We start from the raw sequence: 20,682 nt of genomic DNA on the forward strand, positions 1-20,682 counted from the left end.
CTGCGGACCCCGCGGTCTTCGCCGCTGATGCGCACGCCGCGCTGGTCTCCGCTGATGCGGACCCCGCGGTCTTCGCCGCTGATGCGCACGCCGCGCTGGTCTCCGCTGATGCGAACTCCGCGGTCCTGGCCGCTGATGCGGACGCCGCGATTTTGGCCGCTGATCCGGACGCCGCGCTGGTCTCCGCTGATGCGGACCCCGCGTTCGGTGCCGCTGATGCGGACACCTCGGTCGTGCCCGCTGATGCGGACCCCGGCTTGCGAGCTGATCCGGACCCCGCGGTCGGCGCCGCTGATGCGAACACCGCGCTGCTCTCCGCTGATCCGCACGCCCCTGTCCGCGCCGCTGATCCGGACACCTCGATCAAGGGAGCTGATGCGCACGCCCTGCCTGCCGCTGATCCGGACTCCGCGCTGGTCTCCGCTGATCCGCACACCTCGGTCGGTACCGCTGATCCGCACGCCGCGGTGGCCGCCGCTGATCCGCACGCCACTGGCTGTGTGCGCACCGTGTTCAACAAGGGGCTGCGCATCGAAGGAATTGGTGACAACATTACGCTGAGCGGCGGTTTCGATGATCGACATGGTGTGCCTCCCGCAGGCCAATAGACGAGTTATGGGGCTAGTGATCAAATATGCAAGACCCATACAGGTGAAAAACTAGAAGCGCGGGAGCGTTCAAACAAGCCGCCAAGTTGCCGCCTGCTGCGACCTTCTGGATGGGCTCCATTCGGCGGCGGCGATTACTCTGAAAGAGTTAGATTACGTGAGGCGCAACACGCTTGACTAGTGACTTTCGGTAGCCCTTGTCCTGCTCAGGCCCAGAATGAACACGGTGAGTCACTGATCCGGCGCGTACTGCCTACCTGTCGTAGCCAGGTGTCGTGTTCCCGTCGCCGGCGTGCGATTCGGCGGACGCGAGCGGTGTTCCCGGTGTTCGCGAGGTCGCGAACGGGCCGGATTTCGGAGTGGAATCGCAGCTCAGCGGGATTTTCTGGCTGCGCGGACGACCTGGGGCGGCCGGTGGGCTCGACTGGAGCTTCCTCGCACGGAACCGACATCGTGTCAAGAGTGGCGGCGTTTCACTCGTTCGGCGGTATGGGATTTTCACTAGGAATTGAGGAGTTGTTCGCGCGGAGCTCGACCGGGATCGGCGTGGCGCGCGAAAGGCGAGCTTTCTCGCGTTCCCGTTTCCGCGACGTCCGCAGCTTCGTGCGTTTTCGCAGGTGATGACGATTCTTCCCGGGGAGTCGCGGTTTCTCCGTTCGCAATTGCCCGGGATTACGCTGCGTTGTCCACAGGTTCATCCACAGGTGCGGACGCCCTCGCCGCGCGCGGTCGCGAGGACGTTCCGAGCGGCCCCGCGCACCGGAAGGCGACCGGTAGCCGTGGCGTCGTCCCACGAGGCGGCGTGATCGGCTACCGTGCGGGGCGTGACTGTGGTGGAGACCTTCCTCGTGCTGGCGGTGATCCCAGCGTCCGTGTACCTCCTGGTCACGGCGATCGCCTTCCGGTCGAGCCTGACCCGTACCCGTTATCGCGCAGGCCAGGACTGGGAGTTCGCGCCCGTGTTCTGGGTCGCGAACCCGGCAGGCGTGAGCACTGCTCCGCCCGGCGACCTGGACTCGTCCGAGACCGCGTCCGACGCCGTCGAGCACACGCACAGCACCGACCGGGGAGGCGCACGTGGGAACTGGTGAGATCACCGGCGCGAGCCGGTCCGGTGAGCAGGAACTGGCGGCGGGCGAGGCCGTGACGGCGACCGGGCGGCTCTCCATCGCCCGCCGGGTCAAGCCGGAGGCGCGGCACCTGCCGTTCAGCACCGGCCAGCTCGCCCGGCTCGACGAAGCGCTCACGCTCTCCAGCCGCAGCACCGGCCTGGAGTTCGCGATCTACCTCGGCGACCTCGGTGAGCAGACCCGCGAGTCCGCGGCGGCGCTGCACGCCAACCTGGGCGCGCGCGCCGAGGAGGGGGTGCTGCTGGCGGTGTCCCCGCAGCAGCGCGCCGTCGAGATCGTCACCGGCGCGGAGTCGAAGCGCCGCGTGCCGGACCGCAGCTGCCAGCTGGCCTTGATGACCATGGTCGCCTCCTTCAAGGAAGGCGAACTGATCGACGGCCTGATCAGCGCGCTGCGGATGCTCTCCGACGCGGCGGGCACCCAGCGCTGAGCACCGCGCCGGTCACGACCGGCGCAGCGACCTCCGCACGAAGCGGGAACGGGGCCGGACCGATGAGGTCCGGCCCCGTTCGCACGCTCAGGAGCGGTCGAACTCGCGGGCCGCGAGCGCCCGCACGATGCCCGCCCGGCCTTCCGAGACGAGCCTGCGCAGCGAGGCCGGACGTTCGGCGGCCAGCCAGGCGTCCGCGGCGTCGACGGTGCTCTGCCGCACCGCCCACGACGGGAACAACCCGATCACCGTCGGCTGCGCGCGTTCGCTGGAACGCCGCTGCCACACCTCGTCGATCTCCGCGAAGTAGCGCTCGACGTAGGGCACCAGCAGCTCGCGCTGCCCCGGGTGCTGGAAGCCCGCGATGATCGAGTCGCTGACCGCGTTCGGCAGCTCGTCGTCGTGCACCGCGCGCTGCCAGGCGCGTTCCTTGGACTCCGGGGTGGGGATCAGCGAGCGGGCGCGCTCGGCCTTGCGCCTGCCGGTGGCGGTCTTGTCCTGCTCCAGCTCCGCGTCGATCTCCGCCTCGTCCGCCGCGCCGTGCGCGACCAGGGCCTGCAGCAGCAGCCAACGCAGGTCGGTGTCCACGGCGAGCCCCGTCAGCGGTGCCGACCCGTCCAGCCAGCCGCGCACCACCTCGAGGTGCTCGGCGCCGAGCACCGAGGACGCCAGCGAGTTCACGAACGCCAGCTGGTGGTCCGACCCCGGTTCGGCGGCCTGCGCCAGTTCCAGGACGCGGGTGGAGAACCGGTTCCATCCCTCCGGCTGCCAGTCCGCATCGGCGTAGGAGGCCAGCGCGGTCTGGGTCTGCAGCAGCACCCGCTGCACCACGCCGATCTCGCTCTCCGCGCCGATGCCGGACTCCGCGGAGCGCCCCAGCACGAGGCTCACGAAGTCCCGGGCCTTCAGCTCCGCCTCGCGGGTCATCTCCCAGGCCGTGGACCAGCACAGCGCTCGCGGCAGCGACTGCTCGACGTCGCCGATCCGGTCGATCAGCGTGGCCAGCGACTCGGGGTCGAGCCGCATCGTGCAGTAGGTGAGGTCGTCGTCGTTGACCAGCACCAGCTTGCCGCGGTGCACGCCGACGAGGTCCGCGACGTCGGTGCGCTCGTCGCTCACGTCGAGTTCGACGCGGTGGGTGCGGACCAGCTTGCCGGTGGCCGGGTCGTCGTCGTAGACGCCGATCGCGAGCCGGTGGGTGCGGTGCTCACCGGCGCCGGGACGGGCACCGCTCTGCACGACGGTGAACTCGGTGAACCGGCCCTCGTCGTCGGTGGTGAACCGGGGGCGCAGCATGTTCAGGCCGGTGGTCTGCAGCCACTGCGCGCTCCACCAGGACAGGTCGCGCCCGGAGGCCTCTTCGAGCGCCAGCAGCAGGTCGTTGAGCGTGGCGTTCTTCCAGGCGTGGCGCTCGAAGTAGACGCGCAGCCCGGCGAGGAAGTTCTCCAGGCCCACGTAGGCGACGAGCTGCTTGAGCACCGACGCGCCCTTGGCGTAGGTGATCCCGTCGAAGTTGACCTCGACGGCCTGCAGGTCCGGGATGTCGGCGGCCACGGGGTGCGTGGAGGGCAGCTGGTCCTGGCGGTACGCCCAGGACTTCTCGACGCTCGCGAAGGTCGTCCAGGCGCTGGTGTACTCGGTGCCGCCGACCTGCGCGAGCACGCTGGCCCAGGTGGCGAAGGACTCGTTGAGCCACAGGTCGTCCCACCAGCGCATGGTCACCAGGTCGCCGAACCACATGTGCGCCATCTCGTGCAGCACGGTCTCGGCGCGGCGCTCGTAGAGGTAGCCGGTGACCTTCGAGCGGAACACGAAGTCCTCGAGGAAGGTGACGCAGCCCGCGTTCTCCATGGCGCCCGCGTTGAACTCGGGCACGAAGCACTGGTCGTACTTACCGAACGGGTAAGGCACCCCGAACGCCTTGTGGTAGAAGGCGAAACCCTGCTTCGTCTCGGTGAACAGCCGCTCGACGTCGAGGTGCTCGGCGAGGGAGGCGCGGCAGTACAGCCCCAGCGGGATCGGGGCCTGGCCGTCCTCGCCGGGGAACTCGTCGCGCCACTCCGCGTAGGGGCCCGCGACCAGCGCGACCAGGTAGGTCGACATCGGCTTCGTGGTCTCGAAGACGTGCGTGCGGTGCTCGCCGGAGCCGGTGATCTCGGCGGGCGCGTTCGAGATGACCTTCCAGGACGCGGGCGCGTGCACCGTGATCTGGTAGGTGGCCTTGAGGTCGGGCTGGTCGAAGCAGGTGAACATCCGCTTCGCGTCGGCCGTCTCGAACTGGCTGTAGAGGTACACGCCGCCGTCGACCGGGTCGATGAAGCGGTGCAGCCCCTCACCGGTGTTGGTGTACTGCAGGTCGGCGCGCACGACGAGTTCGTTGTCGGCGGCGAGGTCCGGCAGCGCGAGCCCGGCGTCCTCGGCGTAGCCGGACACGTCGAGCTCGACCCCGTTGAGCGTGGCCCCGCGCACCTGGGCGGCCATCAGGTCGATCCAGGTGGAGGCCCCCGTTCGAGCGCTGCGGAACCGCACCGTCGTGGTGGAACCGAAGGTCCGCACGTCCGGCCCGTTCGCGCCGTCGGAGAGGTCCAGTTCGATCACGTAGGACTCGACGTCGAGCAGCGCCGCGCGCTGTTCGGCTTGGTCCTGGGTGAGGTTCGGCGGGGCCACGGATCACCTCGTTGTTCGTAGGATTCTGCGCACCGGCGTTCCGCGCCGGTGCGGGGCGCTGGAAATCCAATCACGCCGCGGCGTCGCGGTGCCGCCCGACGCCTGATCACCACCGCCGGGCGTGTCGGCGGCGCGGACGAACCCCTGGGAGATCGGGGTGCGGCGGCCGTTCATCCGGGAATATCGGCACATTCCCCATTCGGTTCGGCGTTCTGGGAAGAAGTTCGGGGTGGCGCGGAGTTGTACCTGTCGCGGGTGTCCGCCCGCGCCGAACCGACTTCCGTGCCGTGCACGGAACATTGTGGAGGGTTGTCCATGAGCACCGAGCGCCCCAAGGTCGACTTCTACTTCGACCCGCTCTGCCCCTTCGCGTGGGTGTCGTCGCGCTGGATCCTGGAAGTCGCCCAGGTGCGGGACATCGATCTGAACTTCCGGGTGATGAGCCTGGCCGTGCTGAACTCGGGCCGGGACCTCCCGCAGGAGTACCAGGACCTGATGCTCAAGGCGTGGGGCCCGGTCCGCGTCGCGATCGCCGCCGCCAAGCACCACGGCGACGACGTGCTCGGCCCGCTCTACACCGCCCTCGGCAGCCGGATCCACAACGAGGGCCGCAAGGACTACGAGCAGGTGATCGCCGAGTCGCTGGAGGAGATCGAGCTGCCCGCGTCGCTGGCGGCGGCCGCCACCAGCACCGACTACGACGACGAGCTGCGCGCCAGCCACCACGCCGGGATGGACCCGGTCGGCGAGGACGTCGGCACGCCCACCCTCCACGTGGACGGCGTCGCGTTCTTCGGCCCGATCACCACCCGCATCCCGCGCGGTGAGCAGGCCGGTGAGCTGTTCGACGCGGCGCGCACGCTGGCCGGTTACCCGTACTTCTTCGAGCTCAAGCGGACCCGCACCGAGGCGCCGCAGTTCGGCTGATCCGGATCGTCGCGCAGGTGGCCCGGACCTCGTCGCCGACGTGGGCCGGGCCGTGACTTCGGGAGGTCGGGTGCGGGAGGTGTCGGTCGTGCGGCCGGCGGGCCGGAAGCCCGGTGTCCCGGCGCTGCTGTGCGTGCCGGGGACGATGTCGGACCCGGTGATCTTCGACGGGCTCGCGGAGGCCACCGGGACCGACGTGGTCGTGGCGCCGTGGCTGGAGTGGCCGGGTCCGCACGACATGGCCTCGCTGGGCGCCGAAGTGGCACTGCTGGCGGAGCGGCACGCTCCGGTCGTGCTGCTCGGGCACTCCACCGGGGGCGTGATCGCGTTGTCCGCCGCGTTGCGCACCGACCGGGTGCGCGGCGTGGTCGTCTGCGACAGCGGCGTGAACATGCGCGGGCACGGCGACGTGGACGCGATCATCGACCGGGTGCGCGCGCAGTGGGGCCCGGAGCTGTGGCGCGCGGTCGCCCGGCGGTCGGTGCACCTGCCGCTCCCCGCGGAGGTCGCGGAGCGGCTCGACTCCTATCCGGCCGCTCTGGAGCGGGACGCCGTGCTGGTGGCGTTGCGCAGCCAGCGGGACACGGACCTGGCTCCGCGGCTCGCCGAGCTCGGGCGGCTCCCGGCGCTCGTCGTGCACGGCAGGTTCGACCGCGCCCGCACCCTCGCGCACGCGCAGGAGCTGGCGGACTCGCTGCCTGGTGCGGAACTGGTCGTGCTGGAGTGCGGGCACACGCCGCCGGTGGAGCTCCCGGACCGGTTCGCGGCGGAACTGGTGCGGTTCCTGGCCGGGTTGCCGGACGGGGGTTGATCGGCTCCGCGGCAGCGGTGTGCTCCGCGCTCGCGTTGTGACACGCTCGGTGTCGTATCGATCAGGTCACCCTCGGGAGGAACGCATGGCGGCGCCCACGACCAGCCGAACCGACCACGTCATCGGAGGCGAGCACGTCGCCGGTTCCGGAGCGCGGATCGAGGTGGTCAACCCGGCCACCGAGCAGGTGATCGGTTCGGTCCCCGCCGGAACCGCGGCGGAGGTCGACGCGGCGGTCGCCGCGGCCCGCGCCGCCTTCGACGGTTGGGCGGCCCGCCCGGTGGCGGAGCGGTCGGCCGCGGTGCGCCGGATCTCCGAGGGCATCGCGAAGCGCCGCGACGAGATCGCGGCCACGGTCACCGCCGAGATGGGTTCGCCGATCGGCTTCTCCACCCAGGTGCACGCGAGCGTCCCGGTCGCCACCTCGCGCGGCATCGCCGACCTGCTCGACGCGGGCTACGCGTGGACCGAGGAGTCGGGCAACTCGCTGATCGTCCGCGAACCGGTCGGGGTCGTCGCCGCGATCACGCCGTGGAACTACCCGCTGCACCAGATCGTGGCCAAGGTCGCCGCCGCGCTGGGCGCGGGCTGCACCGTGGTGCTCAAGCCCAGCGAGGTCGCGCCGCTCACGTCGGCCGTCTTCGCCGAGATCGTCGCCGAGGCGGGCGTGCCCGCAGGGGTGTTCAACCTCGTGCACGGCACCGGGCCCGTCGTGGGGGAGGCGCTGGCCGCGCACCGCGACGTGGACATGGTGTCGTTCACCGGCTCCACCCGCGCCGGCCGCCGCGTCTCGGAAGTCGCCGCGCAGACCGTGAAGCGGGTGGCCCTGGAGCTCGGCGGCAAGTCCGCCAACGTGGTGCTGGAGGACGCCGACCTCGCCAAGGCCGTGAAGCTGGGCGTCGCGGGGTGCTTCCCCAACGGTGGTCAGAGCTGCAACGCGCTGACCCGCATGCTCGTCCCGGAATCGCGTTACGAGGAGGCCGTGGAGCTCGCCGTGGGCGCGGTCGCCAAGTACACCGTCGGTGACCCCACCGACGAGACGACCCGCATCGGCCCGATGGTCTCCGACGTGCAGCGCGACCGGGTCGCCGACTACATCCGCAGGGGCGTCGCCGAGGGGGCCTCGGTCGCCGTCGGCGGGCCGGAGGCGCCGGAAGGGCTGGACACCGGCTACTACGTGCGTCCCACCGTGTTCACCGGCGTCACGCCCGAGATGACCATCGCGCGCGAGGAGATCTTCGGCCCGGTGCTGTCGATCCTGTCGTACCGCGACGAGGACGAAGCCGTGGCGATCGCGAACGACTCCGAGTACGGGCTGTCGGGCGCGGTCTTCGGCTCCGACGAGCGCGCGCTGGCCGTGGCGCGGCGCATCCGCACGGGCCAGATCGCCGTCAACGGCGGCGCCTTCAACCCGAACGCCCCGTTCGGCGGCTACAAGCAGTCCGGCAACGGCCGCGAGTTCGGCAGGCACGGCCTGGAGGAATTCCTGGAGGTCAAGTCCATCCAGCGATGACGTCGAGTACTTGACGTACGTCAAGTACTCGACGTACTTTCGACGCAGGCCGGAAGGAGTGCGTCGATGGTGCACTACGACAGTTACACCGAGGCGCGGACGCACCTCAAAGACCTGCTGGATGCGGCGGAGCGGGGGCGCACGGCCACGGTCCGGCGGGACAGCAGCACTGCTGTCGTGGTGGACAGCGGCCGATTGCGCCATTTCCTGGTCAGCACCACCGCGGTCCGGGCGCATGTCGTCGCTGAGGACGAGGGGTGGTCGGTCTTCCTCGACGGCGTCCCGGTGGCGGCTGACGGGGCGACCTTCGACGAAGCCATCGACGAGATGATCGCCGCGCTCCGCGAGTACGCCGAGGACTGGCAGGAGCGGCTTCTGGACGCCCCGAACCATCAGGAGAACTGGGGGATGGTCCAGCTCGTCGAGCTCAGCGACGACCCGCAGTTGCGCGCGTGGTTGCTGGGAGCGGCGGAGTGAAGCCTCCTCGCGCCACCCGGGCCGACCACGAGCGGTTCTGCGCGCGCGAGGGTTGGACGCGCGTCCGGAACGCGAGAGGGCGTACCGGGACGCACCACGTCATCTACGAGCTGACGTTGCCCGATGGCCGGGTGCTGCGCACGAGGATTTCCCATCCCCCTGACCGGAGCACGTACGGCCCGAGCCTCTGGGCTCACATCTTGCGTGACCAGCTTCAAGTGTCGGAGGACGATTTCTGGGCGTGCGTCGACCGAAAAGTGCTGCCGGATCGAGGGTTCCCGGTTCGTTCGTCGTCGGAGTCGCTTCCCGCGGAGTTGGTCCGCTTGCTGGTCCACCGGGCCGGGGTTCCGGAGGCCGAGATCAGGACGATGACCAAAGACGAGGCGATCACTCGGCTGAACGCGTACTGGAACGGTCTCTGACCGCCTGGCGCCTAGGGTGGTGGCGTGGTTCAGGTTCGGGAGTTGCACGAGTGGCCGTCCGCCGAGGCGGAGGCCGTCGCCGTCCAGGAGCGGTTGAGGTCGATGGTGCGCTTCGACGGCGCCCCGGAGGAGGTTCGGACCGTCGCCGGGTTGGACGTCGCCTATGCCGAGGGATCCGATGACGTCATCGCCGCGGTCACGGTGCTGAACCTGGCTGATCTGTCCGTTGTGGACAGTTCGGTGGTCCGGGCGCGGGCGGAATTCCCCTACGTGCCGGGGTTGTTCGCGTTCCGGGAGGCTCCGTCGTTGCTGGAGGCGCTGGCCGGGCTCGACGTCGAGCCGGACGTGCTGGTCTGCGACGGGCAGGGGCTGGCGCATCCGCGGCGCTTCGGCCTGGCCTGCCACCTCGGAGTGCTCACGGACCTGCCGAGCATCGGTGTCGGCAAGACCTCGCTGGGGAAGTACGACCCGCCGGGCCCGGAACGCGGCGACCGATCACCGCTGCTGCTCGACGACGAACCGGTCGGGAGCGCGCTGCGCACGCAGCCGCGCGTCAAGCCGATCTTCGTCTCGGTCGGCCACCGCTGCACCCTCGACGCAGCCTGCGACCTGGTGCTCCGCCTCGCCCCCCGCTACCGCCTCCCGGAAACCACCCGAACCGCCGACCAACTGGGCCGAGCCGAATCCCGACGCTGACGTGATGAAGCGGCCAGCTCCCCGCGGGAGCTGCGTGCCCATTGTGCGGGTGGTCATCGAGAGTCCCTCGTCAGTTTTCCGGACTCGTCCCAGGTTTGCACTCGGATAGGCGTGCCCTGCGCGTCGAACTCACGTTCTTCGGCGATATGATTGTTCCGGTGCCATTTGCGAGAGATTCCAGTGGGACGTCCGAGTGTGAAGTGTTCCTCTACGCGGACGTTCCCATCCGGATACCATTCCCAGGTCGAGCCGTGTTCTTGTCCGTCCCGGGTGCAAGCGGGTTTCGCCGACGTGTTCGTGGCAAGGCTGCGGTTGGCTGCATTCAGTGGGGGTGAGCCGGGTCGTTGTGGCCCTAGATCTGGATCCCGTTCTCGTCCCAAGCTCGGAAGTCGACTTGTGAGCCGTGATCGTCGAAATCGGATTCCGTGGCGATCTGGCCGTTCGGATGCCATTCGCGATGCGTGCCGATCGGTATCCCGTTTCGCATCTGCCCTTCCTTGCGCAGGAGATCCGGGCTCCGCCATTCCTGGTAGGGGCCGTCCGGGTATCCCGCGAAGTAGGAGTGGGTTGATACCACGCGGCCGTCCTGACTTGTTGCTACCGTGACGCCGGTGAACGGCTCGCCTTGGTGGAAGACGTGTCCGGACGCGTCCAGAACGACGTCCTCTTCGTCGATGCGGAGATTGATCACTCCGGCCGGAACTCCTCGAGTCGATTTCGTCCGTGCTATCGGTCAAGGCGTTCGGCGTCGTAGCGGTCTGGTGGTCTCGCTCGGCCCCAGCGTTCGCCGCTGCCCGCTTGCCCGTAACAACGAAACCGGTTGGTAGATGGGAATTGCTGTTCCATGGATGGGTTCTAATGTGAAAAATACTTGCGAACCAGCTCTTCGCCGCTTCCTGGGCGTGCGGCGAGGGTTTCCCGCCAGCGCAGAACGTTGTTCGACGCGGATCGGAACCACTCCACGACGCTGGGCCAGGTCTCCGTCACCACCGGTTCGTCGCCTTCATCCTCGTCATCGGCTTCGCGCGCCATCCAGACGGGAGGTGCTTCCAGGTTGATGAGTGGAGCGGGGATGAACTGGTACTCGTATCCGCCATGGCCGGTAAGCACCAATGCTTCCCGAACGTCGATGGCGGTGTCCTTGAGTAGGTCCGCTGCCTCTTCCTTGAGCTGGGGGCCCGTATCGATCACGCCGAAGGTGCTGCCCGAGAACCACAGTCCCGGGGCTGCTCCGATGAGTCGATAGACTTCCCGCAGCGCTTCGGGAATGGCAGGGGCCCCCTGGCTGCGAGTGAACTCCCAAATTTGCTCGTCGCTCGCGCCTCTGCTGGTTTCCGGCTTCCAGCCCTGGCTTGTCGTATCTGTGAAGATGGCTTGGATCTGAGCTGTGGGGCTGTTTTGTGAATCAGGCACTGAAAACAACCTCTCCATGTGTGTTGCGCGCTTCGATGTTGATATTGGGGAATACGGTTTTAAAGGTGTTGAGGACATTCTGGCACGAACGGCAAACGTCTTCCGTTGGGGTTCCCGGTTCCGGGCGCCTTCCCGGGAAATCGATCAGCATTCGAAGGTCCCCGGTGACCGCTTCTCGCAATGTCGACGCCTGATCTCTGAGCTCAGGCGGGAGGGTGCGGGCGAGCACGCGATCGATGATCTCCGGGTGATCGTCCGGGGTCGTCGCGAGGCGTTTGCCGCTGTGGTCCGGGGCGCGTTCGTTGCTGACCTCGGCCAGCACTTCGCGGATGTGCTTGTCCAAGTCTTTTCGGGTCGAACCGTCAGGGCGACGGGTCATCTCTTCGAGGACTTGGCGAGTGAGTCTCTCGATCTGCTTTGGTTCGGAGTCGGAGGCCCTGTTGGTTCCGCCGATATCGGTTAGCGACCCTTGGTCGTCGACATTGAGGGTGGGGAATATTTGTTCGCTGAAGTTGACCCGCTGTGTCCCGTTCTGCCGTTGCCCCATGTAGGTCTTGGTCAGATCCTTGCCCCCGCTGGACGAGTCCTGCTCGGAGTGCACAGCGCGCCCGTCGATGTCCAGGCGTGCCGTGCTGGAGGTCAACGTTCGACTCTTTCCACGGACAGGTTCGGCTTGAACGGGCTTATTCGGATCGTTGTCGAGGCGCTGGTTCGGATCGCCTTCGATCTGCTTTGCTCGATTTTCTTCCACGCGGCCATTGAGCCGCTGGAAGTCGGCTTCGCGTTGTGCATCGACGTCGAGATCATCCCCCCGTGCTTCCGCGTCGTCCGGGGCGGGGCCGGGGTCTTCGCCGTCGCGGGGCGGGTGGAAGCCGTCGTTGCCAGCCGGGGTGTCGGTGCCGTCGGGGTGGTGGGTGTCCCAGCTGCCGTTCGGGGGCCAGCCGGGGCGGCCGTCGGGGCCCATGTCGGAGGCGAAGACGCGGCCGGTGCCGTCGGTCCAGGCGAGGCCGCGGGGCGCGGTGACGGGGACGCCGAGTTCGCGGGAGAGGTCGCGGGCGAGGCCGCTGGTGCCCGCGTCGCAGGACAGCAGGCGGACGGGTCCGCCGTCGTAGGCGGGGTCGCGGCGCAGCATGTCCGCGAACTCCTTGGCGCTGAAGGTGTGGTCGCCGACCCGGACGCGGCCGTCGGGCAAGGCGTGCACGTCGACGGTGTGGTGCACACCGTCGTCGGGGACGCGTTGCGCTAGGTCCCGCATGTTCTGGTCGTGGTGGTACGACGAGCCGCTGGGAGTCCGGTCGCGGGTCGCTTCGGCCTGGTCGAGCTGGTGCTGGCGTTCCGGCGTGCCGGGCTCGGCGTCCGGGTGCTGCCGGTCGCCGTCGTGCGTGCGCTGGTCCGCGTCGTGCGGCCGTTGCTCCGGGCGGTCGTTCGGGCGGTCGGCCTGCCGGTCGGGCCGCGCGTCGGAGGAGTGGCGGCCGTCGGGACGCGCCGATCCGTCCGCTCGTGATCCGTCGGTGGCCGATTCCGGTCCGTCTCGGCGAGGTGCTGAGGAGTCCGGTCGCGCGTCCGGGCGAGCCGAGTCCTGGGTGCGCGGGGGAGCGGCGTCGGCTCCTTGCGGGTGCGTGCCGGCTCGGGCGTCGCGCGGCGACGGGCCCTCCGGAGTGCGAGAGGGCGAGGCTGCGCCGGGCGCTTCCGGGGCGCGGTTGCTCTGAGGGTGTCCGCTGGGAGCCGGGCTCGCGTGTTGCCGGCCCGCTCCGGTGCCGGCAGGGCGCCCGGGTTGCCCGCTCGGGTCAGGGCGCTGCCCAGGAACCTCCGGGCGTGCCGCAGGACCGTTGGCGCTCCCGATGCCGTCCGGACGGCCGGAGGTTCCGGCGTGCGACGGGCCGTCGGGTCGAGCGGAAGTACCTGGGTGCGACGGGCCATCGGGTCGACCAGGGTTTCCGGCGTGAGATGGGGCGTCGGGTCGGGAGGGCGCGGCGTGCTGTGGGCTCGGGCCGTCGGACCGTGACGGGGACTGGCGAGGGGATTCGGCGTGGCGACCGCCGGGGGAAGGTGGCGGGGTCGAGGTGCGCCCGCTGTCGGGACGGGCGGGGGCGTCCGCGCCTCGGGCGGACGGGGCGAGCGGCCGGTCCGAGCGCGAGCCGCCGGGGCGGGAGCCGTCGGCCGGGTGGTGAGCGGCGCCCGGAGTGCCGGAGGTGCCGGTCCAGCTCCCGGCGGAGCCCGGCCGGTTACCGCCGGAGCCGGGCGTTCCGGCTGCGCCCGGTGCGCCACCGGCGGGTGCGCCGCCCATCGCGCCACCGCCCGCGCTCGTGCCCTGGTCGGCGCGGCCCGCGCCTGCCGGGGCCGCGGGAGGGGGTGCCGCCGCGGGCTCCGCGGGACGCGCCGGAGCGTCCACATTGGACGCGGACGTGGTGCCGGCGGGTCCGGAAGGCTGCGTGCGCGTGGAATCGCCGCCGTGCGGCATCGAGCCCGCGCCGCCCGCGGATCCGCCGGAAGCCGAACCCGAGTCGCCCGGAGTCGTTGCGGACGCGTTCCCGGATCCGCCGGACGCCGAGCTCGACTCGCCCGGAGTCGTGCCGGAGTTCGAGGATCCGCTGGAGGCATCCGAACCACCGGAGCCGGACTCGGACGACGTGTCGGTGCCCCGGGACCCCGTGCCGCCACTGCCGGTGTCCGGCGTGCCGCTCGAATCGCCTGCGCCCGAGGTGGCTGTCGTGCTGCTGTCGCCGTACCCGGAGCCATAGCCGGAGCCGTACCCCGAGCCGCCGGTGGAGGCGGTGTCGGCTCGGCCCGCGCCGGGACCGCCGTCGGCGGATGTAGTCGACGGGCCGCTGGAACCGCCGTCGGCGGACCTGGTCGACGGGCTGCCGGAACCGCCGTCGGCGGACGTGGTCGACGGGCCGCTGGAGTCGCCGTCGGTGGACGACCTGGGTGTCGCTCCGGAATCGCCCGTGGGTGTGGGATCAGACGTCCGCGTGGCAGCGCCGTCGGAGGCGGACGGGGAGTCCGCCGCGTCGGAGCGAGTGCTCGGGCCCTCCGCGCCGGGGGAGGGCGACGCCGCGTCCGAGCCGGACCGCGCACCACCGGAGTCGGTGTCGCCGGACGTGCGCGACCCGGAATCCTCGCCGGACGGCCGCGAACCGCCCTCGGCGGTCGAGCCGCTGTCGGAGCTTGAGCCGCCGTCGCTCGACGAACGGCTCCCGTCCCCGGCCGACGACGACCCGGTGTCGGAAGAGCTCGTGGCCCCTTCGGTGGACGAGGTGCTTCCGCCGCTGCTCGAATCCGCGCTCGCCGTGGACGAATCACCGGACAGCATGTCCTCAATGGACGAACGAGGCGAGGAAGAACCGCTGTCCGACGAGGAATTCGAGCCGCCGGAGTCGCCGGACGATCCGCCCTCCGCGGTGGCGGACGCCGTGCTGCCCGTGGACGTCGAGCTCGCCGCGTCACCACTGCCACCGGTCGAGCCGCTGTCGCCGGACCTGGCGGAACCGCTGTCACCGCCAGCGGAGGAGCCGCTGCTCCCCGAGGAATCGCCCGATCCGCTCACGTCGGGCACGTCCGGGGCGCTGAAGTGGTTCGACAGGGCCGCGCCGCCCGCTCCCATGCCCGCGCCCATGGCGCCACCGGACATCGCGCCGGTGCCGACGGCGCCCCAGTCGACCTTGCCTTCGGTGATGAGCTGCTCGGCGACGCTGCCGATGGCGCCTTGCGCGGCACCGCTGGCGCCTTCCTTGAGGGCCGTTGCGCCGAGGTTCTTGGCGGCGCTCTCGCCCGCCGCTCCGGCGGCGTCCCCGGCGGCACGGCCCGCGGCTCCGGCGGCGTCGCCAGCCACGTCACCCGCGGCTCGCCCGGCCGCACCGGCCGCGCTGCCCGCCGCGTCACCCGCGGCTCCCGCCGCGTCCCCGGCGGCCCGGCCCGCGGAGCTCGCCGCGTTGCCCGCGGCATCGCCCACGGCGTCGCCCGCCGCGTCGCCGACGGCCCCCGCCGCCTTGCGCGCCGCCACGTTCCCGACGCCCTCGAAGACACCGCCGACGGCGCCGCCGATGGCCCCGCTGATCGCCGCGTCCTTGAACTTGCCGCCGTCGAGGCCCTTGCGCTCGCCGGAGGCGATCTGGATGCCCTGCACCGCGGCCTCGATCGCCATGGACGTGGCGACCTCGATGGCCACGTTCTTGGCGATGCTCAGCACGAGCTGCTTGAAGATCTGCATCACCACGGTGCGGGTGATGCCTTGCGCGATGGGAATCCCCGCCGTGGAAGCGCCGAAGCTGAACGCCGCGCTGGCGATCATCGCCGCGATCTGGATCGCGAGCGCGATCAGCGAGGCGATGATGGTCAGCTTGGTGTGCTCGACGTCCAGCGCCGCGTCGTCGCAGCCCTGGCCGAGCTGCTCGCACGCCTCCTGGAGCTTCGGCAGCGCGGCCTCACCGCCGTTGCCGATGTCCTGCCAGAGCTTCTCGAACGCGTCGTGCGTCTGGCCTTCCATGCCGCTCAGCGACTGGCTCGCGCCGCCGTTCGCGTCGCCGGTGACGCCGTCGATGCCGTCGCCCGCCGCCCGCCACGCGTCGGCGAGGCGGCGCAGCGCGTCCTCGTCACCTTCCGGCCAGGACTGTCCGACGACGATCGGCAGCAGCCATTTGACCTCGTCGGGCATCTCGATGCTCATGGCGGTAGGACTCCCCAGTCACTGGTCGGCCAAGTCGGTGTTCAGCTCCGCGGCACGTTGCCGATGTCGGAGGCGGCCTGCTCGTCGCGGCCCTCGGTGTCGTCGGCGGTGGCCGTCAGGTTGTCCTCGATGTTGCCGAGCGCCTCGGCGAGCTTCTTCATGCCGTCGCTGACGTCGGTGCTGTTCTTGACGTAGCTCTCGGCGAACTTCTGCCCGGCCTCGTCGCCGCCCCAGCACTCGCCTTCGGCGTCCAAACCGGACTTGAGCTGCTGGAGCACGCTGCTCAGCTGGTCCCCGGCGTCGCCGATCCGCCTGCCGCCCGCCCGGATCTCCTCCGGGCGCATCTCCATCTGGCCGCTCACCAGCGTCCCTCCGTCATGAAGGACTGCGGTGGCTCGTCGTCGTCCGCGTCGTCGCGGCGGGTGCTCGGCTGTTGGGCCGGCGGCTGCTTGCCGGTGCGCGCGGCACGTTCGGCGGCAGGGTCGGGCGGGGCGACCAGCGGGCCGCTGCTGGGCAGGAAGTCCGTCAGCGACGGCGCCCCGGCGAACACGTCCGGCAGGTCCGGGGTTTCGGCGAGCGCGGCGAAATCGGACTGCAAGGACTGCTGCGCGTTGCCGGTGGCCTCCCGGACGACGCTGGTGATGGTGCGCGCCAGCTGTTCCGGCGTGGTGCGGTCGAAGGCCTTCGCCGACAGCAGGAGCTGTTCCAGCGTGCCCGTCGCGTCGACCCGCGCGGTGACCACGCCGTCGTCGGAGACGACCTCGTGGGTCTTGGCCGCGGCCTCGGTCTGCTTCTCCTGGATTTCGGCCGTGCGGCGGCGCAGGTCCGCGAGCATGCCGTCGATCTGGCCGCGCAGGGCGTCGTTGCTGGTGCGCAGTTCCTGCCGCCGCGCCGCGCCGGTCGGGTCCGGATCGGACACCGTCGCCTCCCCAAGTAGTCGTTCGCCGCACCACGGCGATGTTGATCGCCCCAGCGTAGTGCCGTCGTGCGGGTCACCGGCCGGGTGATTTCCGGCCATTGGTGAGCATGACGTTCCCGGCCGGAGATCGGTGCCCCCCGCTCGCGAAATGACTCCGAACGGCCGCACGCGTACCGCTGAACGGCCTAGCGGAAGTTCCGCAGGGCTTGCTCAGTGGTGTCGGCGGGATACGGGGAGTGACGCAGCGCTTCACCGGCGGTGAGCTCGCCGCGGGCGTGCCGCGCGCACACGTCGGCCAGGCGGACGAGTTCGTCGCGCTGCCCGCGCACGAACTCCGCGTCGACCGGGGCGCCGTGGCCGGGCACGACGATCTCCGGTCGCAGCGCGAGCACGCCGCTCAGCGCCGTCGGCCAGTGCCGCGGGTCGGCGTCCTCGAAGTCCGGGGGCGCGCCCTGCTCGACGAGGTCGCCGGTGAAGACCACCGCCACGTCCGGCACCGACACCACCAGGTCGTGATCGGTGTGCGCCGGTCCGAAGTGGTGCAATCGCACGACGCGCCCGCCCAGGTCCACTTCGGCCGAACCGGTGACCGCGCGGTCCGGCGGGACCACCTCGCTGGCGGCGAGCGCGTCGGCGACGTCGGCGCGCCCCTCGCGGCGGTAGTGCGCGCACCACTGCGCGCGCTGCCGCTCGGCGTGCTCGCGCAGGTAGGCGGCGCATCCCCGGTGCGCCCACACCGGTGCGGGCCGGAACGCGGCGGTGCCGAAGCAGTGGTCGAAATGGCCGTGCGTGAGCACGACGACGCAGGGCAGCGAAGTCTCGGCCCGCACCGCCGCGGCGAGCTCCGCGCCCTGGCGATGATCGCCCCGGGTGTCGATGACCAGCGCCCGCTCCGAGCCCAGCACCAAGCCGGTCGTGAGGTCGAGCTCCTCGTGGCGCCGGGCGCGCACGCCGTCGGCCACCTCCAGCCACCGGCCCGCCCGCTCGGTGTCGCCATCGGTCACGCGGCAACCCTAACCAGGGTGCGAGGCAGCGGCGGGGCGTTTGACACACTGCCTCCGTGCGCGTCTACCTAGGATCTGATCACGCAGGGTTCGAACTCAAGAATCACCTGGTCAAGTGGCTGACCGAGCGCGGTCACGAGGTGACCGACGTGGGCCCCGCGGCCTACGACGCCCAGGACGACTACCCGCCGTTCTGCGTCGAAGCCGCTCGCCAGGTCGTGGCCGACGAAGGCAGCCTCGGGCTGGTCATCGGCGGCTCCGGCAACGGCGAGCAGATCGCGGCCAACAAGGTCCCCGGCGCCCGCGCGGCCCTGACCTGGAACGTCGACACCGCCAAGCTCGCTCGTCAGCACAACAACGCACTGCTCGCCGGCATCGGCGCGCGGATGCACTCCGTCGAGGAGATCGAGGCGATCGTCGAGGCGTTCCTCGGCACGGAGTTCGAAGGCGGCAGGCACCAGCGCCGCATCGACCTGCTCTCCGACTACGAGCGGACCGGCGAACCGCCGGCGCTGCCCGCGGAGTGACCACGACATGACCGAAGCACGCCCGGCCACCGCCCTGCTGACGCCGCTCGTCGCGTTCGGTGGTGCGGTGGCCGGCGTGCTCGTCCTCTTCTTCGGGCAGAGCGCGCTCGCGCCCTACCTGGCGGGCGGCCCCGGCGCCGCCTGCGCGCAACCCGACTGCGCCCTCGGCGTCGGGATCTGGCTGATCGTCGGCGGTTTCCTCGCCGTGTGCCTCGCATTCGTGAGCGGAGTCGTCGTGGCGCTGCGCCGCGGCGCGGCCCCCGGAGCGGTGCGGCGCGGACTGGTCGTGAGCGCCTGCTGCGTGCTCGCGTACCTCGCCGAGTCGATCGTGCTCTGGGTGTTGTTCTGACCCATGCCCGAAGGTCACACCCTGCACCGGCTGGCCGGGCTGCACGACTCCCGCTTCGGCGGCCACCGCGTCCGCGTGTCCAGCCCGCAAGGACGGTTCGCCGCCGGTGCCTCCCGAGTGGACGGCGCGCCGTTCGAGCGCGCGGAGGCGCACGGCAAGCACCTCTTCCACTTCTACGGCCCCGAAGTCGTGCACGTGCACCTCGGGCTGTACGGGACCTTCACCGAATTCCCGCTGCCGCCGCAGGAACCGCGCGGCCAAGTGCGGATGCGCCTCATCGGGCCGGACACCGGCACCGACCTGCGCGGACCCACCGCGTGCGAACTGCTCACCCTCGACGAGGTCACCGCGCTGCGGGAACGGCTCGGACCGGACCCGCTGCGCGCCGACGCCGAACCCGAACGGGCGTGGACGCGGATCTCGCGCTCCCGCACCAGCATCGCCGCGCTGCTGCTGGACCAGAAGATCCTCGCCGGAGCGGGCAACGTGTACCGCGCGGAAGTCCTGTTCCGGCACGGGATTGCGCCCTACACGCCGGGACGTGACCTCACTGAGCAGCAGTGGAAGCTCATCTGGGACGACCTGGTCGAGCTGATGGCCGACGGCGTCCGGGTCGGCCGCATCGACACCGTCCGCCCCGAACACGAACCCGAGGCCATGGGGCGGGAACCCCGGCAGGACCGCCACGGCGGCGAGGTCTACGTCTACCGCCGCGCCAACGCGCCGTGCCTCGTTTGCGGCACGCCGATCGCGACCGCGGACCTATCCGGCCGCAACCTCTACTGGTGCCCTGGGTGTCAGTCTTAGATCTTGCTTTCACGGCTCGTGTGGCTTGGGTGTCCGGGTAGCGGAACCTCAGGCGGTCTGTCGCTGCGGGATCTTTTTCCCGAGTGGCTCCGCCACGAGGGAAAAAGCCGTCCTCGCGAGAAGACACCTGAGAACCCGCCGGTGAGGGCTTTCGACGTGGGCTATGTGCTGCGCACATACAGGCACGGCCTAAGGCCGCTAGGCACGGCTTCGCCGCTAGGCAGGCTTGCTTCGCAGCCCAACTGCAGGGGCTTTGCTGTCTAGGTACGGGCTTTGGGGGCCGGGTGGGTTAGAAGCCGAAGTCGCCTAGGTCGAAGTCGAAGTCTCCGAAGTCGCCGCCGTCGCCTGCGTCGGCCATGTCGCCCGGGTCGCCCATGTCTCCGGGGTCGCCCATGTCGGCTTGACCGTCTTGGAAGCCGTCTGCGTAGGCGGCTTCGGAGACGCCGGGCATGCCGCTGAACATGGCGCTCATCAGGAGGAACGAACCGGCGCCCCAGGCTCCGGCGACGAGTGCGGGCTTCCACCACGGCTCGCTGTACCAGCCCTCGGGGACCGGACGGCCCGCGACGCGCCCACCGGGGTAGTAGTGCGGGGTCTGATCGCTCGGTGACGGGGAGGCGACCTGCTGCCTGCCCTCGACTTCGACCTCGCGGTGCTCGGTGACCTTGCCCGCGCCGTGGCTGAGGTCCGGCAGCTCCGGGCCGGGGTCCAGGCCCATCGCGGTGCGCGCGGCCCGCACGTAGTACAGGCCTTCCATCGCGGTCTGCGTGGTCAACCTGCACTGCTCGGCGGAGCTCGCCTGGTCGAGCTGGGACACGGCGGCGTTGTGCCGTTCGGCCGCGTCGGCCATCGCCTGCTTCGAGGCCTCGTCGGTGCCGTCGATGTTGAGCACCTGGCCGCCGAGGCGCTCCACCCAGCGGCGAGCCTCGGCCCGCGAGTCGTCCAGCTCCTTGCGCGAGCGCTCCAGGGTCTGGCGGCGGGACCACCACAGCGCGCCCACGAGGACGACGGCCGCGACGATGATCAGGATGAGTGCGCCCGACATGGTCCCTCCGAACGGATTCCGGCCCGACGTGTCCGCCACGGCGTCCACACTTTCGAAGGTACCCGTTCGGACGACCACCCCGGCGAGATCGAGCTCCCAACAGCTGCAGCGAACGCTCGACCGGCACCGCTGAACCCGGTCTCCGCCCCCACTGACGGCCACACCCCAGCGGCGAAGCCGTGCCTAGCGGCGAAGCCGTGCAGTGGGCGGCGAAGCCACGCCTGCCTTGCGGCCGGAGGCCGTGCCTGTATGTGCGAAGCACATAGCCCAC

At 70.6% G+C, this 20,682-nt stretch carries 18 protein-coding genes and 1 pseudogene; 10 read left to right on the forward strand and 9 right to left on the reverse strand.

Translation table 11 applies throughout. The annotated features are described in order from the left end of the window. Positions 1–488 (reverse strand): annotated as a pseudogene (locus ACWD38_RS25820) (hypothetical protein); the annotation flags it as partial. A 944-nt stretch (positions 489–1,432) separates the two neighbouring features. Here ACWD38_RS25820 and ctaJ point away from each other — a divergent pair. Both ctaJ and ACWD38_RS25830 read left to right on the forward strand, forming a co-directional pair. Continuing rightward, entirely contained in the window at positions 1,433–1,699 is a 267-nt protein-coding gene (gene ctaJ, locus ACWD38_RS25825; RefSeq protein WP_184477567.1) for an aa3-type cytochrome oxidase subunit CtaJ, read from the forward strand. Then, a complete protein-coding gene (locus tag ACWD38_RS25830) occupies positions 1,686–2,168 on the forward strand; it encodes a DUF5130 family protein (RefSeq protein ID WP_184477569.1) in 483 nt (160 codons plus the stop codon). The genes ctaJ and ACWD38_RS25830 overlap by 14 nt, the downstream gene beginning before the upstream one ends. A gap of 87 nt (positions 2,169–2,255) precedes the next feature. On the opposite strand, the gene pepN is transcribed toward ACWD38_RS25830, so the two are convergent. After that, positions 2,256–4,835 carry an aminopeptidase N gene (gene pepN / locus ACWD38_RS25835; RefSeq protein WP_450125095.1) on the reverse strand — a complete coding sequence of 860 codons (2,580 nt, stop codon included), beginning with the start codon at positions 4,833–4,835 and terminating at the stop codon, positions 2,256–2,258. Between the two features lie 315 nt (positions 4,836–5,150). On the opposite strand from pepN, the gene ACWD38_RS25840 reads away from it, so the two are divergent. From ACWD38_RS25840 to nfi, 5 genes are all read left to right on the forward strand, one after another. Beyond that, complete coding sequence (locus ACWD38_RS25840; protein WP_450125096.1) at positions 5,151–5,762, forward strand: mycothiol-dependent nitroreductase Rv2466c family protein; 612 nt, start codon at positions 5,151–5,153, stop codon at positions 5,760–5,762. A 70-nt stretch (positions 5,763–5,832) separates the two neighbouring features. Then, on the forward strand, positions 5,833–6,573 hold the full coding sequence (locus ACWD38_RS25845) for an alpha/beta fold hydrolase (RefSeq protein WP_184477575.1): 741 nt from the start codon (positions 5,833–5,835) through the stop codon (positions 6,571–6,573). An 85-nt stretch (positions 6,574–6,658) separates the two neighbouring features. After that, entirely contained in the window at positions 6,659–8,086 is a 1,428-nt protein-coding gene (locus tag ACWD38_RS25850) for an aldehyde dehydrogenase family protein (protein WP_450125097.1), read from the forward strand. A 66-nt stretch (positions 8,087–8,152) separates the two neighbouring features. Then, entirely contained in the window at positions 8,153–8,563 is a 411-nt protein-coding gene (locus ACWD38_RS25855) for a prevent-host-death protein (RefSeq protein ID WP_184477579.1), read from the forward strand. Between the two features lie 446 nt (positions 8,564–9,009). Continuing rightward, positions 9,010–9,681 (forward strand): deoxyribonuclease V, encoded by a 672-nt coding sequence (gene nfi / locus ACWD38_RS25860; protein ID WP_343071223.1) that lies wholly within the window; start codon positions 9,010–9,012, stop codon positions 9,679–9,681. A gap of 352 nt (positions 9,682–10,033) precedes the next feature. On the opposite strand, the gene ACWD38_RS25865 is transcribed toward nfi, so the two are convergent. The 6 genes from ACWD38_RS25865 to ACWD38_RS25890 all read right to left on the reverse strand — a co-directional run bounded on the left by ACWD38_RS25865 (position 10,034) and on the right by ACWD38_RS25890 (position 17,683). Further along, positions 10,034–10,372 (reverse strand): toxin-antitoxin system YwqK family antitoxin, encoded by a 339-nt coding sequence (locus tag ACWD38_RS25865; protein ID WP_184477581.1) that lies wholly within the window; start codon positions 10,370–10,372, stop codon positions 10,034–10,036. A gap of 164 nt (positions 10,373–10,536) precedes the next feature. Then, positions 10,537–11,094 carry a hypothetical protein gene (locus tag ACWD38_RS25870; protein ID WP_184477583.1) on the reverse strand — a complete coding sequence of 186 codons (558 nt, stop codon included), beginning with the start codon at positions 11,092–11,094 and terminating at the stop codon, positions 10,537–10,539. Next, a complete protein-coding gene (locus tag ACWD38_RS25875; protein WP_450125098.1) occupies positions 11,087–15,760 on the reverse strand; it encodes a WXG100-like domain-containing protein in 4,674 nt (1,557 codons plus the stop codon). The genes ACWD38_RS25870 and ACWD38_RS25875 overlap by 8 nt, the downstream gene beginning before the upstream one ends. Positions 15,761–15,801: 41 nt before the next feature. Further along, positions 15,802–16,122, reverse strand: a complete 321-nt coding sequence (locus ACWD38_RS25880) for a WXG100 family type VII secretion target (protein WP_343071224.1) — start codon at positions 16,120–16,122, stop codon at positions 15,802–15,804. Next, a complete protein-coding gene (locus ACWD38_RS25885; RefSeq protein WP_450125099.1) occupies positions 16,119–16,679 on the reverse strand; it encodes a YbaB/EbfC family nucleoid-associated protein in 561 nt (186 codons plus the stop codon). The genes ACWD38_RS25880 and ACWD38_RS25885 overlap by 4 nt, the downstream gene beginning before the upstream one ends. 185 nt (positions 16,680–16,864) lie before the next feature. Beyond that, on the reverse strand, positions 16,865–17,683 hold the full coding sequence (locus ACWD38_RS25890; RefSeq protein ID WP_450125100.1) for an MBL fold metallo-hydrolase: 819 nt from the start codon (positions 17,681–17,683) through the stop codon (positions 16,865–16,867). A gap of 56 nt (positions 17,684–17,739) precedes the next feature. On the opposite strand from ACWD38_RS25890, the gene ACWD38_RS25895 reads away from it, so the two are divergent. The 3 genes from ACWD38_RS25895 to ACWD38_RS25905 are packed head-to-tail and all read left to right on the forward strand — an operon-like array spanning position 17,740 to position 19,366. Then, positions 17,740–18,210, forward strand: coding sequence for a ribose-5-phosphate isomerase (locus ACWD38_RS25895; RefSeq protein WP_184477591.1), 471 nt, complete (start codon positions 17,740–17,742; stop codon positions 18,208–18,210). Positions 18,211–18,217: 7 nt separating this feature from the next. Continuing rightward, the gene (locus ACWD38_RS25900) at positions 18,218–18,559 is read left to right on the forward strand and encodes a hypothetical protein (protein ID WP_184477593.1); all 342 of its coding nucleotides are present in this window, start codon (positions 18,218–18,220) and stop codon (positions 18,557–18,559) included. A gap of 3 nt (positions 18,560–18,562) precedes the next feature. Further along, positions 18,563–19,366 (forward strand): Fpg/Nei family DNA glycosylase, encoded by an 804-nt coding sequence (locus ACWD38_RS25905; protein ID WP_450125101.1) that lies wholly within the window; start codon positions 18,563–18,565, stop codon positions 19,364–19,366. A gap of 289 nt (positions 19,367–19,655) precedes the next feature. On the opposite strand, the gene ACWD38_RS25910 is transcribed toward ACWD38_RS25905, so the two are convergent. Next, the gene (locus ACWD38_RS25910; protein WP_450125102.1) at positions 19,656–20,411 is read right to left on the reverse strand and encodes a hypothetical protein; all 756 of its coding nucleotides are present in this window, start codon (positions 20,409–20,411) and stop codon (positions 19,656–19,658) included. Positions 20,412–20,682: the final 271 nt, after the last annotated feature.

Source organism: Saccharopolyspora sp. NPDC002578, assembly GCF_053592695.1.

Bases quoted from the DNA above. Each gene is read 5' to 3' on its own strand.
- ACWD38_RS25900 (WP_184477593.1), top strand. From the start codon at position 18,218: ATGACCGAAGCACGCCCGGCCACCGCCCTGCTGACGCCGCTCGTCGCG.
- ACWD38_RS25905 (WP_450125101.1), top strand. From the start codon at position 18,563: ATGCCCGAAGGTCACACCCTGCACCGGCTGGCCGGGCTGCACGACTCC.
- ACWD38_RS25850 (WP_450125097.1), top strand. From the start codon at position 6,659: ATGGCGGCGCCCACGACCAGCCGAACCGACCACGTCATCGGAGGCGAG.
- ACWD38_RS25855 (WP_184477579.1), top strand. From the start codon at position 8,153: ATGGTGCACTACGACAGTTACACCGAGGCGCGGACGCACCTCAAAGAC.
- ACWD38_RS25910 (WP_450125102.1), bottom strand. From the start codon at position 20,411: ATGTCGGGCGCACTCATCCTGATCATCGTCGCGGCCGTCGTCCTCGTG.
- ACWD38_RS25840 (WP_450125096.1), top strand. From the start codon at position 5,151: ATGAGCACCGAGCGCCCCAAGGTCGACTTCTACTTCGACCCGCTCTGC.
- ACWD38_RS25875 (WP_450125098.1), bottom strand. From the start codon at position 15,760: ATGAGCATCGAGATGCCCGACGAGGTCAAATGGCTGCTGCCGATCGTC.